This window comes from Streptomyces sp. NPDC050548 (assembly GCF_044457385.1).
Lineage (GTDB): Bacteria > Actinomycetota > Actinomycetes > Streptomycetales > Streptomycetaceae > Streptomyces.
The window spans coordinates 875,666-893,115 of sequence record NZ_JBITGV010000002.1 but is presented as its reverse complement, the minus strand read 5'-3'; the positions used below and the strand labels follow the sequence as shown (position 1 = coordinate 893,115).

General features: G+C 71.4%; 17 protein-coding genes. 3 read left to right on the top strand and 14 right to left on the bottom strand.

The genetic code is table 11. The features are described 5' to 3' along the window. Positions 1-158: 158 nt before the first annotated feature. The gene (locus tag ACIBJH_RS09920; protein WP_399116333.1) at positions 159-527 is read left to right on the top strand and encodes a nuclear transport factor 2 family protein; all 369 of its coding nucleotides are present in this window, start codon (positions 159-161) and stop codon (positions 525-527) included. A 125-nt stretch (positions 528-652) separates the two neighbouring features. Here ACIBJH_RS09920 and fabG read toward each other — a convergent pair whose 3' ends face one another. Genes fabG through ACIBJH_RS09870 form a run of 10 tightly spaced genes read right to left on the bottom strand, consistent with a single transcriptional unit; the run spans position 653 to position 9,754 of the window. Then, the gene (gene fabG, locus ACIBJH_RS09915; RefSeq protein ID WP_399116332.1) at positions 653-1,357 is read right to left on the bottom strand and encodes a 3-oxoacyl-ACP reductase FabG; all 705 of its coding nucleotides are present in this window, start codon (positions 1,355-1,357) and stop codon (positions 653-655) included. Between the two features lie 19 nt (positions 1,358-1,376). Then, positions 1,377-2,345, bottom strand: a complete 969-nt coding sequence (locus ACIBJH_RS09910; protein ID WP_399116331.1) for a zinc-binding dehydrogenase — start codon at positions 2,343-2,345, stop codon at positions 1,377-1,379. Positions 2,346-2,365: 20 nt separating this feature from the next. After that, the gene (locus ACIBJH_RS09905) at positions 2,366-3,235 is read right to left on the bottom strand and encodes an ACP S-malonyltransferase (protein ID WP_399116330.1); all 870 of its coding nucleotides are present in this window, start codon (positions 3,233-3,235) and stop codon (positions 2,366-2,368) included. A gap of 58 nt (positions 3,236-3,293) precedes the next feature. Next, on the bottom strand, positions 3,294-4,049 hold the full coding sequence (locus ACIBJH_RS09900) for a polyketide synthase (protein ID WP_399116329.1): 756 nt from the start codon (positions 4,047-4,049) through the stop codon (positions 3,294-3,296). Then, positions 4,046-4,774, bottom strand: coding sequence for an enoyl-CoA hydratase-related protein (locus tag ACIBJH_RS09895; RefSeq protein WP_399116328.1), 729 nt, complete (start codon positions 4,772-4,774; stop codon positions 4,046-4,048). The genes ACIBJH_RS09900 and ACIBJH_RS09895 overlap by 4 nt, the downstream gene beginning before the upstream one ends. Further along, positions 4,771-6,021, bottom strand: coding sequence for a hydroxymethylglutaryl-CoA synthase family protein (locus ACIBJH_RS09890; protein WP_399116327.1), 1,251 nt, complete (start codon positions 6,019-6,021; stop codon positions 4,771-4,773). Before ACIBJH_RS09890 ends, ACIBJH_RS09895 begins: the two co-directional genes overlap by 4 nt. Then, the gene (locus ACIBJH_RS09885; protein WP_399116326.1) at positions 6,018-7,322 is read right to left on the bottom strand and encodes a beta-ketoacyl synthase N-terminal-like domain-containing protein; all 1,305 of its coding nucleotides are present in this window, start codon (positions 7,320-7,322) and stop codon (positions 6,018-6,020) included. The genes ACIBJH_RS09890 and ACIBJH_RS09885 overlap by 4 nt, the downstream gene beginning before the upstream one ends. A gap of 41 nt (positions 7,323-7,363) precedes the next feature. Further along, entirely contained in the window at positions 7,364-7,612 is a 249-nt protein-coding gene (locus tag ACIBJH_RS09880; protein WP_399116325.1) for a phosphopantetheine-binding protein, read from the bottom strand. Positions 7,613-7,645: 33 nt separating this feature from the next. Further along, positions 7,646-7,915, bottom strand: a complete 270-nt coding sequence (locus ACIBJH_RS09875; protein WP_399116323.1) for an acyl carrier protein — start codon at positions 7,913-7,915, stop codon at positions 7,646-7,648. Positions 7,916-7,948: 33 nt separating this feature from the next. Next, positions 7,949-9,754, bottom strand: a complete 1,806-nt coding sequence (locus ACIBJH_RS09870; protein WP_399116322.1) for a beta-ketoacyl synthase N-terminal-like domain-containing protein — start codon at positions 9,752-9,754, stop codon at positions 7,949-7,951. 549 nt (positions 9,755-10,303) lie between these two features. Here ACIBJH_RS09870 and ACIBJH_RS09865 point away from each other — a divergent pair. Next, complete coding sequence (locus tag ACIBJH_RS09865; RefSeq protein ID WP_399116321.1) at positions 10,304-12,292, top strand: carboxyl transferase domain-containing protein; 1,989 nt, start codon at positions 10,304-10,306, stop codon at positions 12,290-12,292. Positions 12,293-12,295: 3 nt separating this feature from the next. Here ACIBJH_RS09865 and ACIBJH_RS09860 read toward each other — a convergent pair whose 3' ends face one another. The 4 genes from ACIBJH_RS09860 to ACIBJH_RS09845 form a co-directional block, all read right to left on the bottom strand. Next, positions 12,296-13,528 carry a cytochrome P450 gene (locus tag ACIBJH_RS09860; RefSeq protein WP_399116319.1) on the bottom strand — a complete coding sequence of 411 codons (1,233 nt, stop codon included), beginning with the start codon at positions 13,526-13,528 and terminating at the stop codon, positions 12,296-12,298. A gap of 267 nt (positions 13,529-13,795) precedes the next feature. After that, positions 13,796-14,506 carry an RNA polymerase sigma factor gene (locus ACIBJH_RS09855; RefSeq protein WP_399116318.1) on the bottom strand — a complete coding sequence of 237 codons (711 nt, stop codon included), beginning with the start codon at positions 14,504-14,506 and terminating at the stop codon, positions 13,796-13,798. A 100-nt stretch (positions 14,507-14,606) separates the two neighbouring features. Continuing rightward, a complete protein-coding gene (locus ACIBJH_RS09850) occupies positions 14,607-15,968 on the bottom strand; it encodes a carotenoid oxygenase family protein (protein ID WP_399116317.1) in 1,362 nt (453 codons plus the stop codon). Between the two features lie 23 nt (positions 15,969-15,991). Beyond that, entirely contained in the window at positions 15,992-16,567 is a 576-nt protein-coding gene (locus ACIBJH_RS09845; RefSeq protein WP_399116316.1) for a hypothetical protein, read from the bottom strand. A 255-nt stretch (positions 16,568-16,822) separates the two neighbouring features. On the opposite strand from ACIBJH_RS09845, the gene ACIBJH_RS09840 reads away from it, so the two are divergent. Beyond that, positions 16,823-17,440, top strand: a complete 618-nt coding sequence (locus tag ACIBJH_RS09840) for a PadR family transcriptional regulator (protein WP_399116314.1) — start codon at positions 16,823-16,825, stop codon at positions 17,438-17,440. Positions 17,441-17,450 lie beyond the last annotated feature (10 nt).

Genomic DNA, 17,450 nt, shown 5'->3' with positions numbered 1-17,450 from the left:
ACAGGCATCGGGCCGGCCACGGTCCGAGGGCAGCACATCAGCCTCCGGCGGTGATCGTGCCAGGATGGTCGACCGGCGATCTTCCCTCTGCCGCACGGGAGTTGAACCGACATTGCGGCACTCCGCATCCCAACTCCGCTCAAATGAAAGGAAGTTGCATGTCCACGTTCCTCGACGACCTGCAGAAGGCGATCTCGGCGCGCGATCTTGAGGCACTGGTCTCCTGTTTCACGGAGGACTACCGCTGCGACATGCCGACCCACCCGGCACGCAGTTTCGTAGGACAGGAAACCGTCCGCGGCAATTGGGCCGGCCTCTTCGCCCGTGTCCCGGACATCGAGGCGCGCGTACTGCGGGCGGTCGAGAACGGCGACGTCATCTGGAGCGAGTGGGAGATGTCCGGCACCGCCGTCGACGGAACGCCCCAGTTGATGAGAGGTGTCGTCATCGTCCGCACCGAGGGTGACCGGGCCTCGCAGGCGAACTTCTATCTGGACCCCGTCGACCAGCGCCTGGGAGATGTGTGATCGAGCGGTTGTCGTCAGCCGGTCGTTGATCCAGATGCGGGCAGCCGAAGGCCACCTCGCCCTCGGGCTGCACCGGTGAGTGAGGGCGTACCGCCCGGGCGCACGCTGTCGCCGCGCGCGCAGGCTCAGGCGCCGAGCCCCAGTCCGCCGTCGACATGGAGTTCGGCTCCGGTCATGTAGCGGGATTCGTCGCCGGCGAGCCAGAGCACGAGGGAGGCGATCTCCTCCGGTTCTGCCGGGCGCTTGAGGAACGTCCGGTCCAGCAGCTGCCGGCGCATGTCCTCGGGCATGTCCTCCAACATCTCGGTGCGGACCAGGCCCGGCGACACGAGGTTCGCCGTGATGCCGTAGGCGGCGTACTCGCGGGCGATGCTGCGGGCGAGTCCGACCAGGCCCGCCTTGGACGCGGCGTAGTTGCCGGCGCCCCGGCGGCCCGCCGCGCCCATGACGGACGAGATGAAGATCATCCGGCCGTGCCGGATCCGTACCATGCCGCGGCTGGCACGTCTGGCGACCCGGAAGGCCCCGGTGAGGTTGGTGTCCAGGACGTGACTGAACTGGTCGTCGGTCATGGCGGCCAGGGGGGCGGAGTGGGTGATCCCGGCGTTCGCGACGAGGACTTCCACGGGCCCGTGGGCCGCCTCCGCGGCGGTGAAGGCGGCGTCGATCTGTTCGGTGCTGGTGACGTCGCACCGCAGGTTGAGGGCGCCCGGCAGCTCATCGGTGCCGCGGTGCGCGACGGCGACGCGGTCGCCCGCCTTGCTGAAGGCTTCCGCGACGGCCCGGCCGATGCCGCGGTTTCCGCCGGTGATCAGGACGGAGCGGTTCATGGGAATCTCCTCTCGCGGGTCACCAGTGGAAGGCGATCTTGCCGACGACGTCGCCGTGGAGGAGTCGTTCGAAGCCCTTGCGGGCGTCGGCGAAGGGAAGTTCGGCGGCGATGTCCGGACGCAGGCCCTGCTCGGTCATGAGGGCCAGGAGGCGGCGGAGTTCGTCGAGCGTGCCGGAGGTGGAACCGACGACTTTCAGTTCGTTCCAGAAGATCCGGTTGAGGTGGGCTATCGGGTCCGCGCCCGAGGTGGCGCCGGTGACGACGACGGTGCCCCCGGGGCGGACGGAGCGCAGGGTGTGGGACCAGGTGGCGCGTCCGACGCTCTCCATGACGGCGTCGACGGGTTCGGGCAGGGGCCTGCCGGAGGGGAACGCGGCGTGCGCGCCGAGCCGTTCGGCCGCGGCGCGCTTCTCGGCGCTGCGGCTGGTGACCCACACACGGAGTCCGGCGGCCCGGGCCAGCCGGATCAGCGCGGTGGACACGCCGCCTCCGGCTCCCTGGACGAGGACGGTGTCTCCTGGGGTGAGGCCCGACTTGGTGAACAGCATGCGGTAGGCGGTGAGCCAGGTACCGGTGACGCAGGCGGCTTCGGCGTGGGTGAACTCGGGCGGTTTGGGCGCGAGCACATGACGGGGAACGGCGACGCGTTCGGCGAAGGTGCCGGGGGCTCCTTCGCTGAGGAGGGTGTGGGCGGGGTCACGGACGGGCTCGTGGCTCCACCGGGGTGCGGCGATGATGGTGCCGACGATGACCTCGTTGCCCTCTTCGTCGGTGCCGCTCGCCTCGCCCCCCAGGATCATCGGGTAGCGGCCGGCGGGCAGTCCGGCACCGCGCAGGGTCCACAGGTCGTGGTGGTTCAGGCCGGCGGCCTTGACCGTGACGAGGGTCCAGGTGTCGTCCGGGACGGTGGCTTCTGGGCGCTCCCCGAACCGCAGCGCTCCCAACGGGTCGTCGGACGAGGGGTGTTGGGCGTAGACCGCGTACATGAACTGCCTCCGGAATGTGATCAGGGCCGGGCCGTGAGACGTCGGCCGCGGATCTGCCGTACGAGGGAGAGCAACGTCGTGCCGCCGCCGATCTCGACGAACGTCGTGTCCGGGTCCTCGTCGAGGACGCGTTCGACGGAGGGGGCCCAGAGAACGGGGTGGTCGATCTGACGGGTGAGGTCCGTGACGATGCGCGGGATGCCATGGGGCTGGGCGGTGTGGTTGGCCAGGACCGGTGCCGCCGGCTCGTGCCAGAGGCGGACGGCCATGAGGGTGGCCGCGAACTCTTCGGCGGCCGGACTCATGTGAGGAGTGTGGAAGGGGCCGCTCACCCTGAGCGGTGTCACGGCTCGGGCCCCGGCGTCGCGCAGTCTCGGGACGGCCTGGGCAAGTGCCTCCTTGGGGCCGGCGAGTACCGCCTGGCGGTGTGTGTTGAGGGCGGCGACATGCACACTCGGCGACCCGATCAGGCGGAGCGTCGCTTCCAGCCTGTCGGTGTCGATTCCGCTGACGGCGACCATGCCTCCCGGGGTGGCGTCCATCAGCCGGGCGCGTTCGGCGACGAGTCGCAGCCCGGTGGGGAAGTCGAAGACCCCGGCGGCTTCCAGGGCGTTGTATTCGCCCAGGCTGTGGCCGAGAAGCACGTCCGCGCGGGCCGCGCCGTCGAGGAGGCGGCGACGGTGGGCGAGGGCGTTGACGGTGTAGACGGCGGGCTGGGTGAACCGGGTGTGCCCCAGGACACCGTCCGGATCCTCCAGGCACAGACGGCGCAGTGAGTAGCCGAGGATGTCCTCGGCCAGCTCGGTCAGGTCGGGGAATCCGGTGAAGAGGTCCTTCCCCATGCCGATGCGCTGGGTGCCTTGGCCGGGGAAGAGCAGAGCGATGGTCATGGTGGGCTTCCTGCGTCGGACTGCGGAGAGTGTGTGCGAGCAGTGGTGACGTGGACCGTCATGTGTCGGGGTAGAGCGCGCCGATGCGGTGCCGTGCTTCGGGGGTGGCGAGGGTGGCGGTGTGGTGGGCGAGTTCTCGCGCCAGGGCCGCCAGCGCCATCTCCCTTGCCGGTACGGCGAGTTCCTGCTTGAGCAGCTGAAGCGTCGTGCGGGGGGCCTGGGCGATCCGCGCGGCGATGGCGTCCGCGCGAGAGGTGACCTTGTCGTGCGCGACGATGTTCACCGCGGCGCCGCGGGCCAGGAGTTCACGGCCGCGGTAGGGGCGACCGGTGTAGAGCATCTCGGTGCCCAGCGCCTGTCCGAGGACCGCGGGGAGCACATGGGTGGCGCCCAGACAGGGAGTGAAGCCGTAGGTGAGGAAGTTGGCGGCGTAGCTGGAGCGTTCACTGAGGACCACCGCGTCCGCGTAGAGCGCCAGGAGCAGCCCGCCCCCGATCGCGTGGCCCTGTACCGCGGCGACGACGGGCAGCGGACAGTCGGCGGCGGCCCGTACGAAGTCCCAGCCGGCCGGGGTGCGGGCCTCGCCGTCGGCGGTCAGGTCCTCGCGGGTGCCGCCGGAGCAGAAGACGCCGGGCAGCCCGCTCAGGACGATCGCGCGCGTGCCGGGGTCCGCCGCCGCCTCCGCCAGGGCCGTGGGCAGGGCGGTACGCGCGGCGGGTGTGATGCGGTTGCCGCGGGCGGCGTCCTGGAGCGACACGTGGGCCAGGGGCGCTTCCAGGCGGACCACGACGGGTACGTGGTGCGAAGTGGTCATGGCAGGAGCCCCTGTCCCGCGAGCAGGGACATCCGGGCCCGGCCGTCCGGGTCTTCGAGACGCTCCCGCATGGCTTCCATCGCCTGCTCCAGGCTGCCTGTCCCGGGTCGAAGGGTGTCGCGGTACCGCTTGAGAGCCGCGACGGCCGCGGGAGTGGTACGCCCCACCTCACGCATGATCCGCATCAGTTCGGCCTCCGGGTCCCGGGCCGCGCGGTCGGCGAGGCCAGCGCCGACGGCAGCAGTGGCATCCAACTCTTGTGAGGTCAGGGCCAGTTGGAAGGCACGCTGGTGGCCGGTGCGGCGTGCTACAACCGGGAGCAGGACGGCCGGCAGCAGGCCCACCAGCAACTCGGTGATCCTGAAGGTGGCTTCGGGACCGGCGACGACCTGGTCGCACGCGGCGGCGAGGGCGACGCCGCCCCCGGTGACCCGCCCGTCGACGAGGGCCACGGTGACCAAGGGGCTCCGGGCCAGACCTGTCAGGAGGTCGTGTGCCAGAGCCAGGCCGCCCAGGATGTCGCTCGTGGGCCGGTCACCGGCCAGCGGCATACCGGTGCAGAACGCCGGACCACCGGAAGCGATCACGAAGGCGCGCACCCCGGAAGTGCGTTCGGCCATTTCCAGCGCCGCGGCGAGTGCCACGACCGTGTCCTCCCCGAGCACGGGACCGGTCAGCGTGGCCCGCAGTTGTCCCGGCCGCTGTGTCACGGTGACGGCGCTCATGACAGTCCCCCGGCGAGCTGTACGTAGTGACGCTCGTGGCCGTCGATGTGTTCGAGCATCGTCAGCGGGCGGCCCGGGCTCACGGCCGGCGCCAGCTTCCGCGCGAGCGACAGGTCGGCCTCGAAGTCCGCGACACCGGAGCACAACGGGTCGCAGGCGTCGGCGACTTCGTCGTAGGTGGCGACATCGAGGCGGGTGCGGGCGGCGAGGGCGTCGGCAACGCCCGCCGAAGTGCCCTTCCGGTCGCGGGAGTTGAGCAGCCAGCTGCAGAACTCCGAGGAGCACCCGGAGCCGTAGGAGAAGATCCCGATCCGGCGGGTGGACGTGGGGTCGGGCTCGGTGTGGTCGAAGAGGCTGAGGAGGGCGAGGAGGGTGGTTCCGGCGTAGATGTTGCCGACCTCGGCCGGGTAGCGGGTGGAGTCCTCCAGGCGGCGGGTGAAGTCCTCGGTGATCCGCTGTGGAGGGATGCGTCCCAGGCTGTGCAGCAGGGAGCGGTGGGCGCCGCGGACCGCTCCGGGGAAGGGGGTGTGGAAGACCAAGTGGTCGAAGGAGCCGAGGAATTCGGTGTCCGGGCGGCGGCGCACGTAGTCGCCGTAGGCGGCCCTGAGGCACTCGACGTACGACATGAGGGACAGGTCGGGGTCCCAGATGTGGTCCGCGGGGGTGGGGCGGCGGACGTCGGTCACGTCGAAGCTGCAGTATCCGGCGGCGCCCAACTCCGCTGTCGCCAGCGTGGGTCGAGGGCCGACGAGGACGGCGACCGCTCCCGCGCCCTGGCTGGGTTCCGCGGTGCTTCCGCGGATCAGCCGCGGGACGTCACAGCCGATCACCAGAGCGCGGGCGTCCTCGCGGGAGGCGGTCGCGATCTGTGCCGTGGCTAGCTGGAGTGCCGCGACTCCCGCGTAGCAGGCCTGCTTGACCTCGAACAGGCGGCAGGTGCGGGGCAGTTGCAGGAGTTCGTGGATCCAGGTCGCGGTCGACTTGGACAGGTCGATCCCCGACTCGGTGCCCACCACCAGCAGTTCGATCGTCTCCCGCTCACGCTCGCCGAGACGGTCCAGGAGCGGGCGGGCCGCGTTGACCGCGCAGCTGACGACGTCCTCGCAGGGCAGGGCGACCGTCTTGCGCCGCATCAGCAGATTCGCCATCCGGGAGCTGTCCATGCCCCGTGCCCGGAACAGGTCGTCGACCTCGATGTAGGCCAGGCCGAGATAGGCGCCGATGTCCTCGATGCCGACCTGCTTCATGTGCCGTCCTCCTCCGCTGCCCGCCCCAGGACGAGGCATGCGCTGATCCCGCTGAAGGCGAAGCTGTTGCTCAACGCGGTGCGCAGGGGCGTCCGCGTGATGGTGTCGGTGACGAACCTCAGGTCGGGCCGCACCGGTTTGGCCAGACCGGGGGTGGCGTGGCAGTAGCCGCCGTCGAGTTGCAGCAGGGTCGCGATCGCCTCGACGAGGCCGGCGGCGCCCAGTCCATGGCCGAGAACGGCCTTGGTCGAGTTGATCCACTGACTGCCGCACGGGCCTTCGGCAGGTGTTCCTACGGCACCTTCGCCGACCGCTCCTTCGGCGGTGCCGAACACCGCGCCGAGGGCCGCGGCCTCGCTGTCGTCGCCGATGACCGACCCGGTGCCGTGGGCGTTGACGTAGTCGATGTCCGACGGGGTGCGGCCGGAGTCGGCCAACGCGGCGCGGATCGCCCGGACTTGGCCGGCGACCTCGGGCTGGGTGCCTCGTCGGCCGTCCGTTCCGGTGCCGGCGCCGAGAATCCGGCCCAGCGGTCTGACGCCGCGCCGTCGCGCCTCGGCCGCGGGCTCGACGAGCACGGCCGCCGCGATGTGTGCCGGGGCGAAGCCGTCGTGACTCTCGTCGAAGGGACGGCATGCCGCGCCGGCGCCCCCGCCGGGGGTGATGCGGGCCATCGCCCCGGCCTTCACGAAGGCGCTGATCTCCACCGGGGAGAGGTCGTTGACCGGCGCGACGACGAGAGCGCGCGGTACCTGGCCGCTCGCCACCATCCGCGCGGCCTGGATCAGGGCGAGCGCACCGGCGGCCGACGATCCGCCGATCGGCCACCCCTCGCCACGGCACCCGGTCACCTCTCCTACGGCACCGAGCGCGTCGGTGTCGAAGCAGTCGAGCACGTGCCCGGCCCGGATCGCGGACGGGTCGGCGGCGTAGGCGGCGGCGCTGCGCGACTGGTGGCCCAGGGCCAGGTTGTTGCCCGCGATCACCACGGCGGTGTCGCGGACCTCGGCGTCGGTCAGCCGGGCGGCCGTGCACGCGGCGAGCGCGACGCAGCAGGCGGTCCGCACCGGGAGGGTGGCCCGGCCGGCCACACGGCGCAGGCAGCTGCCATCGGCCGGATCGTCGCAGTGGTCCCGGGCCCACGACCGCAGGTCGAAGTCGTCCAGATAGGCGGCCGGGACCACAAGTTCCGTGCCCGGTACGGGCGTTGCACGCAGAGTGGGCTCTCCGCGGCGGAGCACCCGGTCCAGCTCGGCCACGCTGTCGGCGGCGGGGTGCAGCACCCCGGCGGAGGTCACCACGATGTCGCCCCTCCCCCGCCGGGACGGCTCTTGAGCGGGCTTCACGGCTGCTCGCGGTGTGCGTGGAGCAGATCGGTGAGTTCGCCGAGCGTGGGCGCGGCGGCGAGCGCGGCCGTGGGGACGTCCAGCCGCAGCTCGTTCACCGCGCCGACCACGATGTCCATGCGGTCGAGGGAGTTGGCGCCCAGGTCGCGAAGGCTCCGCCCGGGGTGGATCTCGCTCTCCCGGACGTCCTCCAGCACGTCCAGGACATGTCTGCGCAGCACTTCCCAGATCTTGTCGTGTGTCATGGAACCCTCCTGCCGAGTGCCGTGGCGACCGGGTCAGCGCGCGCCCTGCTCCAGATCTGCGCGCCCGGCCACGTGGTCGGCGAGATCGGTCAGGGTGGGGTGCTGGTAGAGCGCCTCGACCTTCTCCTCAAGGCCGTAGCGGGAGTTGATCACCGCGGTGACCTCGGCCCCGAGCACGGAGTCCAGGCCCAGGTCCTGGAAGGCGGTGTCGTCACCGATCTCCTCGGGCTCGCAGTAGAGGACTTCGGCCAGATGGGTGCGCAGGACTTCACGGACTTCCTGGGCGGTCGCGGTCCGGGACATGGGCGTTCTCCTGTCGTCGTGACAAGCGGGTGATCAGTGGGTGAGTGATCCGTGGGTGTCGAACCAGTGCGCGCGGCGCTGGAACGGATAGAGGGGCAGGTCCGGCCGACGCGGCTGGAGTTGGGGGTGGGGCCAGTGCTTGGCCCAGTCGACGGACAGTCCGTCGAGCCAGTCGGCGGCGGTGTGGGCCAGGGGCGTGGGCAGCCGTCCGAGCGCATCTCTGTCGGCGCCCGTCGCCACGTGCGGGTGTGTCCGTTCCACCGCCAACGCCTGGAGTCCGTCGGCCAGTTCGGCCAGGTCGGCGGCCACGAGAACACATCGCTCACGCAGCGCCGCCCGGCCCGTCTGGGCCGTCCACGCGAGGGCGGCCAGAGCGGGCGGCTGCGGCCCGCGCAACGTCTCGGCCAGGGACTCGGCCATGGCGGCCAGTCCCGCCCGGTTCATGGCGGACAGGGGGACGGCCGACGGAACGGATGGCGTCCCCGCCGACGTACTGGCCGTCGCTTCGGGCGCGTCCTCGATGATGGCGTGCGCCAGCGCGCCGCCCACGCCGAAGGAGTTGACCCCGATACGGCGTACGGTCGTGTCGCGGGGCCAGGCGACCGGACGGTCGGCGAGCGCGAGCGGCAGGCCGGTGAACGGCAGGTCGGGGTGGGCGTGTGTGAGGCCCGCGATCGGCGGGACGAGGCCGTGGCGCAGGATGAGGACGGCCTTGACGATGCCGAGGAGTCCCGCGGCGCATTCGAGGTGGCCGATGGTCGACTTGACCGAGCCGATCCACAACTTCCCCTCGGGCCCTGCCACTTGAGCTCGCGGCGCGGTGAGCGCCGTACGAAGGGCGTCGGTCACGGCCGTCGCTTCGGCGAGATCGCCTCCGGTGCCGGTGCCGTGGGCCTCGATGTAGCCGAGGGAGGAGACCGGGACCCCGGCGGTGCGGGCGGTGTGCAGGAACAGCCGGGTCTGGGCGGCGGCGTCGCTTCCGGTCAGACCGCCGGCCCTGCCGTTGTGGGCGAGGCCGACACCGCGGATCACCGCGTGCACAGGGTCGCCGTCGCGCCGTGCGTCGGACAGCCGTTTGAGGAGGAGGCAGGCGCCGCCCTCGCCCCGTATGTAGCCGTCCTGGTGTGAGCTGAAGGGGATGGAGGCGCCGGTGGGGGACAGTGCGCCCGCCTGGTAGGCGCTGCTGGTGTAGAAGCCGTTGCAGGTGATGTTGGCGGCCATCACGGCGGCCAGCGGGAACTCCCCGCCGCGCAGCCCCTGCACGGCCGGAGCCAGGATCGAAAGGCCGGAGGAGCAGGCGGAGTCGACGGCGTAGCTGGGACCGGTCCAGTCGAACTGGTACGAGATCCGGTTGGGCGTGAACGTGATCAGGGTGCCGGGGAAGGCCGCGCTGTCCACGACGTCCGCCCGGATCATGCGCTCCCGGTAGTCGGCCATGGGGGCGGCGGCGAACACCGCCACCGGCGTGCCGCGCAGCCGCTCCGGTGCGATGGCCGCGTTCTCCAGGGCGTGCCAGGTCAGTTCGAGGAGCATGCGCTGATGGGGGTCCATCCACGCGGCCATCCGCCGGGAGATGCCGAAGAAGGCCGCGTCGAAACCGGCGGGGTCGTCGAGGAGCGCCGCCCGGAACGGCCGCGCGTCGATGTGACCCGGGTCCACCGAAGGCACCCGCCGCTCGGGCACCGGTGCGATGAGCCGGCGCTCGTCCCGCAGCAAACGCCACAGCGCGTCCGTGTCGTCGGCCCCGGCCGTCCGGCAGGACAGACCGATGACCGCGATGGGCTCGGGGGCCTGGTGTTCTGGCAACTGCGGTTCGGGGAGCGGTGGTTCGGGGTGCACACGGCCTCCTCGTGACGCTCGGGCTGCGCCACGCTAGGCACCACCCGTGACACGGCGGTGACAGCCCGGCCCCGCCACCGGCTCTGGCATATGCCAGGCGTCACCGGGTCGTCACCACGGCCACGCAGGCTGACGATCCACCTCCGGAACCGTCTCGCGCCGTGCGGCCGTAGCACCGTTCCGGTCGGGCGCTCACCGTCGAGGCCCCGCCCGAAGAGCACCAGCGGCTTCACCCACGGCCCGGGAATCTGTGCACTGCCCACGAATTTCCGCGCCTGCCGGGAATCCGTTCACCATCGCGCTCACAATCACTTCACCGTTGAACTGCGAATCCATCATCTCCGTTGAATGGGTGCGCTATTGGGTCCCGAGCCGACCGGTCGACACACGGTCTCGGGCCCGCGTCCACCAGGTTGCCGCACCGACCGACCGCCCCTGCAGCCAACTCCTTCCGGAGGGACCACCGATGGCAACACCTCCCCAGCGACCCGATGGCGACGGCAGAACCCCGACACCCGGACCACAGCCGAGCGACCGGACCGGTGCACCGTGAGGGTGCTGGTCCTGGGGTCGCTGGGAGTGGAACGGTCGGACGGATCGGTCGAATGCGTGCGGGGCTTCCAGGCCACGCTCATCACGGAGTTGCTCGCCGCGGACTCCATGGTCGTCTCCACCGACCGGCTCGCGGACGCTCTGTACGGTGAGGACACCCCCCGCTCTCCGTTGCGAGCCGTTCATGCCCATATGACGCGTCTGAGACGGGCGTTGCGCCAGTGGGAACCCGAAGGGCCGGGCGCGGAACGGCTGTTGACCAGGGCGGCTGGGTACGCCCTCAAGGTCTCGTCCTCGGAGTCGGACGCCGGGCAGTTCCTGGCCGAGCTGAACCGCGCGCGGACGCTGTCCCGCACGGAGGACGCCGCCGCCGTGGAGATCCTCGAACCGGCGCTGCGCCTGTGGCGGGGCCCGGTGCTGGAGGGCACGTCGACGGGCGCGGGCGGCGGGCGCCTGGCGAACCGTCTGGAGGCGGCCCGGCGTGAGGCCGCCGAGCGGCTGGCGTCGGCCCGCCTGGCCCTGGGCCACTGCGCGCAGGCGGTCGCCGAGTTGGAGGCCCTGCTCCTTGAGGATCCCTACGACGAGGCCCTCGGCCGCCTCCTCACCACGGCCCTGTCCCGGTCGGGCAGACCGTTTGAGGCGCAACAGGTGGAACAGCGGATCCGCAGAGCGCTGCGCGACGATCTCGGCGTGGACGCACGCACAGTACGGCGGCCACCCCCGCCCCGCCCCCGGCGCGTACCCCACCAGGCGCCGGCCCGGCCTCTGGTCAACCGATTACCCCCGCGGACGCGCCCCGTTCGCGACGACACCCCCGAGCAGCACGACCGCACGTCCTCGACCGGCCTGCTGGAACAGGTGGTCGACCGTGAATCACCGGTGTGCCTGGTCGGTCCGTCCGCGCCCAGAGCCTCCGGGACGCCGTCGCCTCCGTCCCCCCGCGGCCGGACCGCTTCGGCGGGCGTCTATCGCATCGGAGGCTTCCCGGTCGCCGTGGTGCACGACGGGAGTCCCACGCCCTCCCTCGACGTCCAGGGCGTCCTGCGGACGTTGGACTACGCGCGCAAGGCCGGCCTGCCCGTGGTCCTTCTGCTCGGCGAACCCGGGCACCGCCCCGACCTCGCCTCCCGGACGCCCGCCCACCAGGTGATGATCCTGCGGTCCCTGGTGCAACTGCGGGGCGTGGTACCCCGGTTGGTGATCTCGTCCGGCGACGGAGCGGTGCGGCTCCCCGGGGCCGTGGCACTCGGGGACGTACACATCCGCGTACGTCCGGACGCCCCGGCGGAGTCCGACAGGTATCCGGCGGCCGAGATCGAGGTGCGGAGCGTGGCCGAAGCGGCGGCGGGCGCACGTGACCTGCTCGACCACCTGACCCTGCCCTGGGTTCCCGAAGTACCGCCCGCGATCGAGGACTTCGGGGCCTTCGAACCGCCCGTCGACATGCGTGCCGTCATCACGGGGATCATCGACTCCGGCAGCTGGCTCGAACTCACCACGGAGCGTGGCCCGAGTCTCCTCACGGGTCTGGCCCGGATCGAGGGCAAACGGGTCGGCGTCATCGCGAACAATCCGCTGGTGGGCGACGGAGCGCTCACCGCGCAGGCGGTGCGCAAGGGGACGCGGATGGTCGAGCTCTGCGCGCTGTGGAACGTCCCCCTGTTGGTCCTGGTCGACACCCCGCAGCTCCCCGGATGCGGTGCGTCCGGTGCCGGGTCCCTGCCGGAGGTCGCCGGTTCGGCACTGCTGCGCGCCTTCCTGGGCGCCGAGGTGCCACGAGTCACCGTGATCGTGGGCCGGTCGCAGGGGTGGTCCGGGCTGGTCATGGGAACGCGTGAGTCCGGTGCGGACGCCGTCTACGCCTGGCCCCGCGCACGGACCGACCTCACGGCCGAAGCGCTGGACGGCACGATCGCCCCCCAGGCCACCCGAACGGTGGTGAGCACGCTCCTCGGAACATTCCGGAACCGGCGGACAGGTGCCTGAACCTCACCGGGCCGTCGCCGCGCGCGGGCCGAGCCGGACCGGCAGGGACGCCGGTCCGCGCAGGGCCGAGGGACGCCAGGGCACGTCGGCGGGACGGCAGGCCGGCTCCAGCCGCGGATACCGCCGCAGGAGCCCGGAGAGCACGACCTGGAGTTCGAGCCTGGCCAGGGGCGCGCCCAGGCAGTAGTGGGGACCGTGCCCGAAGGCCAGATGGGGGTTGTCCCGGCGCGCCACGTCCAGGTGTTCGGGGTCGGGAAAGCGGCGGGGGTCGTGGTTGGCGGTGGCGACCCCGACGAAGACCAGGTCGCCGCGGGGAATGGTCACGTCGTCGAGGGTGATGTCCTCGGCCGCGAAGCGGATGAGCCCGAGCGTCACGGGACTCTCGAACCGCAGCAGTTCGTCGACCGCCGAGGGGACCAGCTCGGGCGAGTCGACGAGCCGGGCCAACTGCTCGGGGTGGCGCATGAGCAGCAGCAGACCGGAGCCGATCATCTGCGTGGTGGTCTCGGCACCCCCGGCGAACAACACCCCGGCCATAGAGGTGAGTTCGGTGTCGGTGAGCCGCCCCTCGTCGTCGTGGGCGCGGACGAGGGCACTGAGCAGCCCGTCGTCCGGGGTGCGCCGCTTCTCCTCGACCAGGTGGGAGAGATACGTCCACACGGCGTCGCGCGCCTCGGCCACCCGGGCCGCGGCCTCCGGATCCACGGGGAGTTCGGTCAGCGCGGAGACGAGCGGGCGCAGATACGTGGCGTCCTGCTCGCCCAGCCCCAGGAGCCGGCAGATCACCATGGTCGGCAGTGGTTCCGCCAGGACGGTCACCAGGTCGGCCGGCTCGTCCGGCGGGAGCGGGTCGAGGAGCTTGTCGACCGTGTCCTCGATGTAGGAGGCGAGGCCGGCCACCCGGCGGGGAGTGAACTCCTTCGCCACCGTCCGGCGCAGCCTGGTGTGCGCCGGCGGGTCCATGATCAGCATGGTCTCGGGCAGACAGTCCCCGAACCTGAACCCGAACTCGTCCATACGGCACCGCAGTTCGGGTCCGGCCCGGCGGACGTCCACACTCAGTCGCGGATCCTTGGCAAGGCTCTGGGCGTCCTCGTGGCGCGTGACGAGCCAGCCCTCGCCCGCGAAGGCCGTCCGGATCCGGACCACACGGCCGGCCTCCCGCAGCCGTCCGAAGTACGGGTACGGGTCGAGGTACTGGTTCAGGGTCCTGGCCCTCGCGACTCTGTCCGACACCGTTCCTCCAGCACGCAGACGGGCACCGGGACGCTCCCCGGCCGTGGACCGCCAGCCTGCGCGCTCGCGGTGACGATCCGGTGACGACGGGCATATGCCCATACGGGCACCGGAGTTGCCCTGTCACCGCCCTGTCACGAGCCCTGCTCACCGCGCGCCCGGAGCGCGTGATCACGCCTGTCGACATCCGTGTCGACGACGGGACCCGCGACCGGTCGCCGGCTGCCGCCGCTTCGTCGACGACCGCCTCGCCGCCGGCCGCGCGGTCTACGGCGAGACGACCGGGGACCGGACCTGGAGGCGCCGGTCGTGCGGGCGGCCGTGCCGGTACGGCCGCACTCCGTCGGCGGCGGCGAGAAGCGCGTGGGCCTCGACGCGTCCCGCGCGGATCCGCTGTTCGGCGGGGCCGTGCGGGGTGTCCGCCGTGGCGGCGAGGGCGGTCGCCATCCTGGCGCGGCCCCGGCTCAGCCGACTGCGCACGGTGCCGACCGGAATCCCGCAGGCGACCGCGATCCGCTCGTACGGGGTGACCTCGGCGGCGAAGTAGCGCAGCAGCAGGGGCATCCGTAGCGCCGGGGAGAGTTCCGCCAGGGCCTCCCAGACCCAGTCCCGCAGCGCGTTCCTCTCAAGCCACTGTTCCGGGCCCAACTGCGAGGTCTCCAGCGGGAGTTCACTCACCGGCCGGACCAGGCCCGCTTCCCGCAGCACCAACCGGCTGGCGTTGCGCACGATCGTCCGCAGCCATGCCCCCACGGCCTCCGGATCACGGACATCGCCGATCCGCAGCAGCGCCGTCAGCGCCGCGTCCTGCATCACGTCGTCGGCATCCGCGCCCGGTCCCAGAATGCTCAGGGCGACCGCGCGCATCCCGCCCCGGTGCCGCTCCAACAGCAGCCCCAGCGCGGCGACTTCACCGGCCTGGGCCGCGCGCGTCAGCAGGACGTCCTCCCGGCGCGTCGCTTCGACGGCTTCCCCCATCACCCGATCCCTTTCGGCATCCGTCCGGCTCTTCGCCGCCCTTCGGCGGGAGCCGTCCGCCGGACGCGGAGCCCGGCGGACGGTTCACCGTTCATGCGGGTCAGGCGTCCGCCAGCCAACTGCCGTGGAATCCGGCGGGTACCCGGCGGGGCAGGTGGATGGTGGCCACCGGCTCCCGGGTGAGGTTGTCGGCGTCGAGGATCACCAGGTCGCTCCGGTCGGTCGAGGCGTCGTAGACATACGTCATGAGCCAGCCGGGGCCGCCGGGCTGGTCGTCGGCGGGGGCGAAGGCCGCCTCGCCGGGGAAGCGTCCCGGAGCGAAGTAGTGGCTGGCGACGCTCGACTTGCGGAGGTCGTACCGGTGGATCGCGGCACGCGACTCGTTCGGGTCGTACTGCGGAAGCTCCGGGACGGGCGCCGCGGTGGCGTGGCCGAACTCCGCCGGGAGACCCGCGAGTCGGTCGTCGATGCGGGGGAACTCGCCCGGGTGGTCGTCGAGTTGTTCCTCCGCGACGGCACCGGTGACGAGGTCGATGGTCCACCGCCACAGGTGGGCGGCCGTCGCCACGGTGACGCCGTCCCGCAGCGACGGGTAGCGCATGCCCAGCAGGACGAGACGCCGACCGTCGTTCTCCTCGAAGGAGTTGAGGGTGTGGAACACGTAGCACGGGTCGATGTCGAACCAGCGGATGTCGCCGTGCGGGTCGTCCCGGCGCAGCACGCCGAGCCTGGCTCCATAGGTGTCGGACCAGACGTACGGCATGCCTCCGCTCGGATCCATGGCCCGCTCGATGCTGAACACGGCAGGCAGGTCCATGAAGACGACATGGTTCCTGGTCAGGTAGAAGTCGTGCATCATCGTGTGCGCCGGGACGTCGATCGGCCGGCTGACGGTCAACTCACCGCTGGCGTCGGCGCGGTGGTAGGTCAGGTACGGCGCCGAGAGCCCTCCGTACCCGTAGAAGTGGAGTTCACCGGTGACCGGGCAGGTCTTGGGGTGGGCGGTCATCGGGGTGCGCAGGCGGCCGTCGAAGTCGTAGGGGCCGACCGTGTCGAGTTCACGCCCGGCCTCGCGGCTCAGCTCCTGCGGGAAGGACGTCTCGACGAGGGCGAGGGTGCGGCCCGCGTGCCGTATGACGTGGGTGTTGGCGACGCCCGCGGCGAGGTTCATCTCGCCGTCGCGGCCGTAGACCTGGGCGCCCGTGGCGAGGGTCTCGGTGCGGACCCAGCGGTTGCGGTACGAGGTCGCCCGGCCGCCGTCGAGGCGGACTCCGTGCACCATCCCGTCGCCGGTGAACCAGTGGGCCGAGGCCGCTTCGTGCGGGTTGGGGCCGTTGCGCAGATACCAGCCGGTGAGTTCCGGCGGGACGGCTCCGGTCACCTCCAGCTCGGTGACCGTGATCTCGTCGGGGACCGGGGCGAAGTTCCCGGCGAGGTGCGGAGGGGTTGTGTCTGTACTCAAGGAAGTTTCCTTACGGGTGACGGTCAGGCGCCCGCTGCGAGCAGGGCTTCGAGTCGCGCCTGGACCCGCTTGGGGTAGATCGAGGTGAAGACCGCGGGGGCGACCAGGCCGACGACGTGGGCGGTGATACCGATCCAGGCGGGCGCGTCGGTCGCGTTGCTGATGGCCAGCACGACGGCGATGAACGTGAACCCGGCTCCCCAGGCGGCCGTGATGGCGTTGTTCACGGAGAGGAATCCCGGGGTGTTCCAGTACTCCTCGGGCGTCTGCCGGCGGGCGATCCCGAGGGTGAAGGGGCTGCGGAGGGCCATGCTGCCCCAGGCCGTACCGGCGAGCCAGACGAAGGAAATGACGTCGCTGTGGTCCTGGACGGACGAGTCGGGCGAGCTGAAGGCGATCGCTCCGATGATGACGAAGTAGATGATGGTGCTGATCTCCAGGATCATCGCGTCCATCGCCACTCCCCTGCGCCGGTCCTGCAGGAGCAGCAGGAGGCCGGAGACACAGCCGGCCACCGCGCCCCAGCGCCAGTCGACGGCGGAGACGAAGCCCGCCACGATCCATGGGACGAACCCACAAAAATAGCCCACGATGCCCACGATACGCTTCCTCGCAGTTCGACGTTCCAACTTTGACAGGTGGAAGCTAGATGCTCTGCAAACAACATGTCAAGGTCGGAATATTGAACGAAAGTCCACCGGCACACCGCCCCGGCGCACCCCAACTGGCCCTACCTGCACGAACGTTGGCGACCACGCCCGACCTCCACGCGGCCTCCCCACCCGGCACACAGAATCCGCAGGGGTAGTTATCGACCTGTCACTATTGGAGTGACACGGGTTAGTGTTGTCGGCATGAGCCTCCGCAACGCCCTCCTGGGCCTCCTCGTCTTCCGCCCCGGCAGCGGCTACGACCTGCTGAAGATGTTCGACACCTCGCTCGGCTACGTCTGGCCCGCCAAACAGAGCCAGATCTACGGCGAGTTGACGAAGCTGGACGCGACGGGCCTGATCAAGGTGACGGAGGAGGGCCCCCGGGGGCGCAAGCAGTACTCGCTCACCCCCGAAGGGCACGCGGAGACGGTGCGCTGGCTGACCGAGAGCCGGGAGAGCAGGCCGCAGCGCAACCCGATGCTCCTGCAGACCTTCTTCCTCGGACTCCTGCCGCGCGACGAGGCGGTACAGCGACTCCTCGACCACGCGGAGGCCTCGGCCAAGGAGCACGACACCCTGGTCGCCCTGCGGGACACGGAGGACTGGGACAAGGACATGCTGACCGTGTGCGGCAGGCTCGTCCTGGAGCACGGCATTCGCCAACGGGTCCTGGAACAGGAGTGGGCCCGCTGGGCCGCCGACCAGCTACGCGCGGGGCACGCGGTGGATCCCGACGGGGGCCCAACAGGCGCTCCCGACACGGAAATCGACGCGAGCGAGCCGAGCACCACGGACACCTCCGACGCACCCCGCGGGTAGCGGTCGCCCG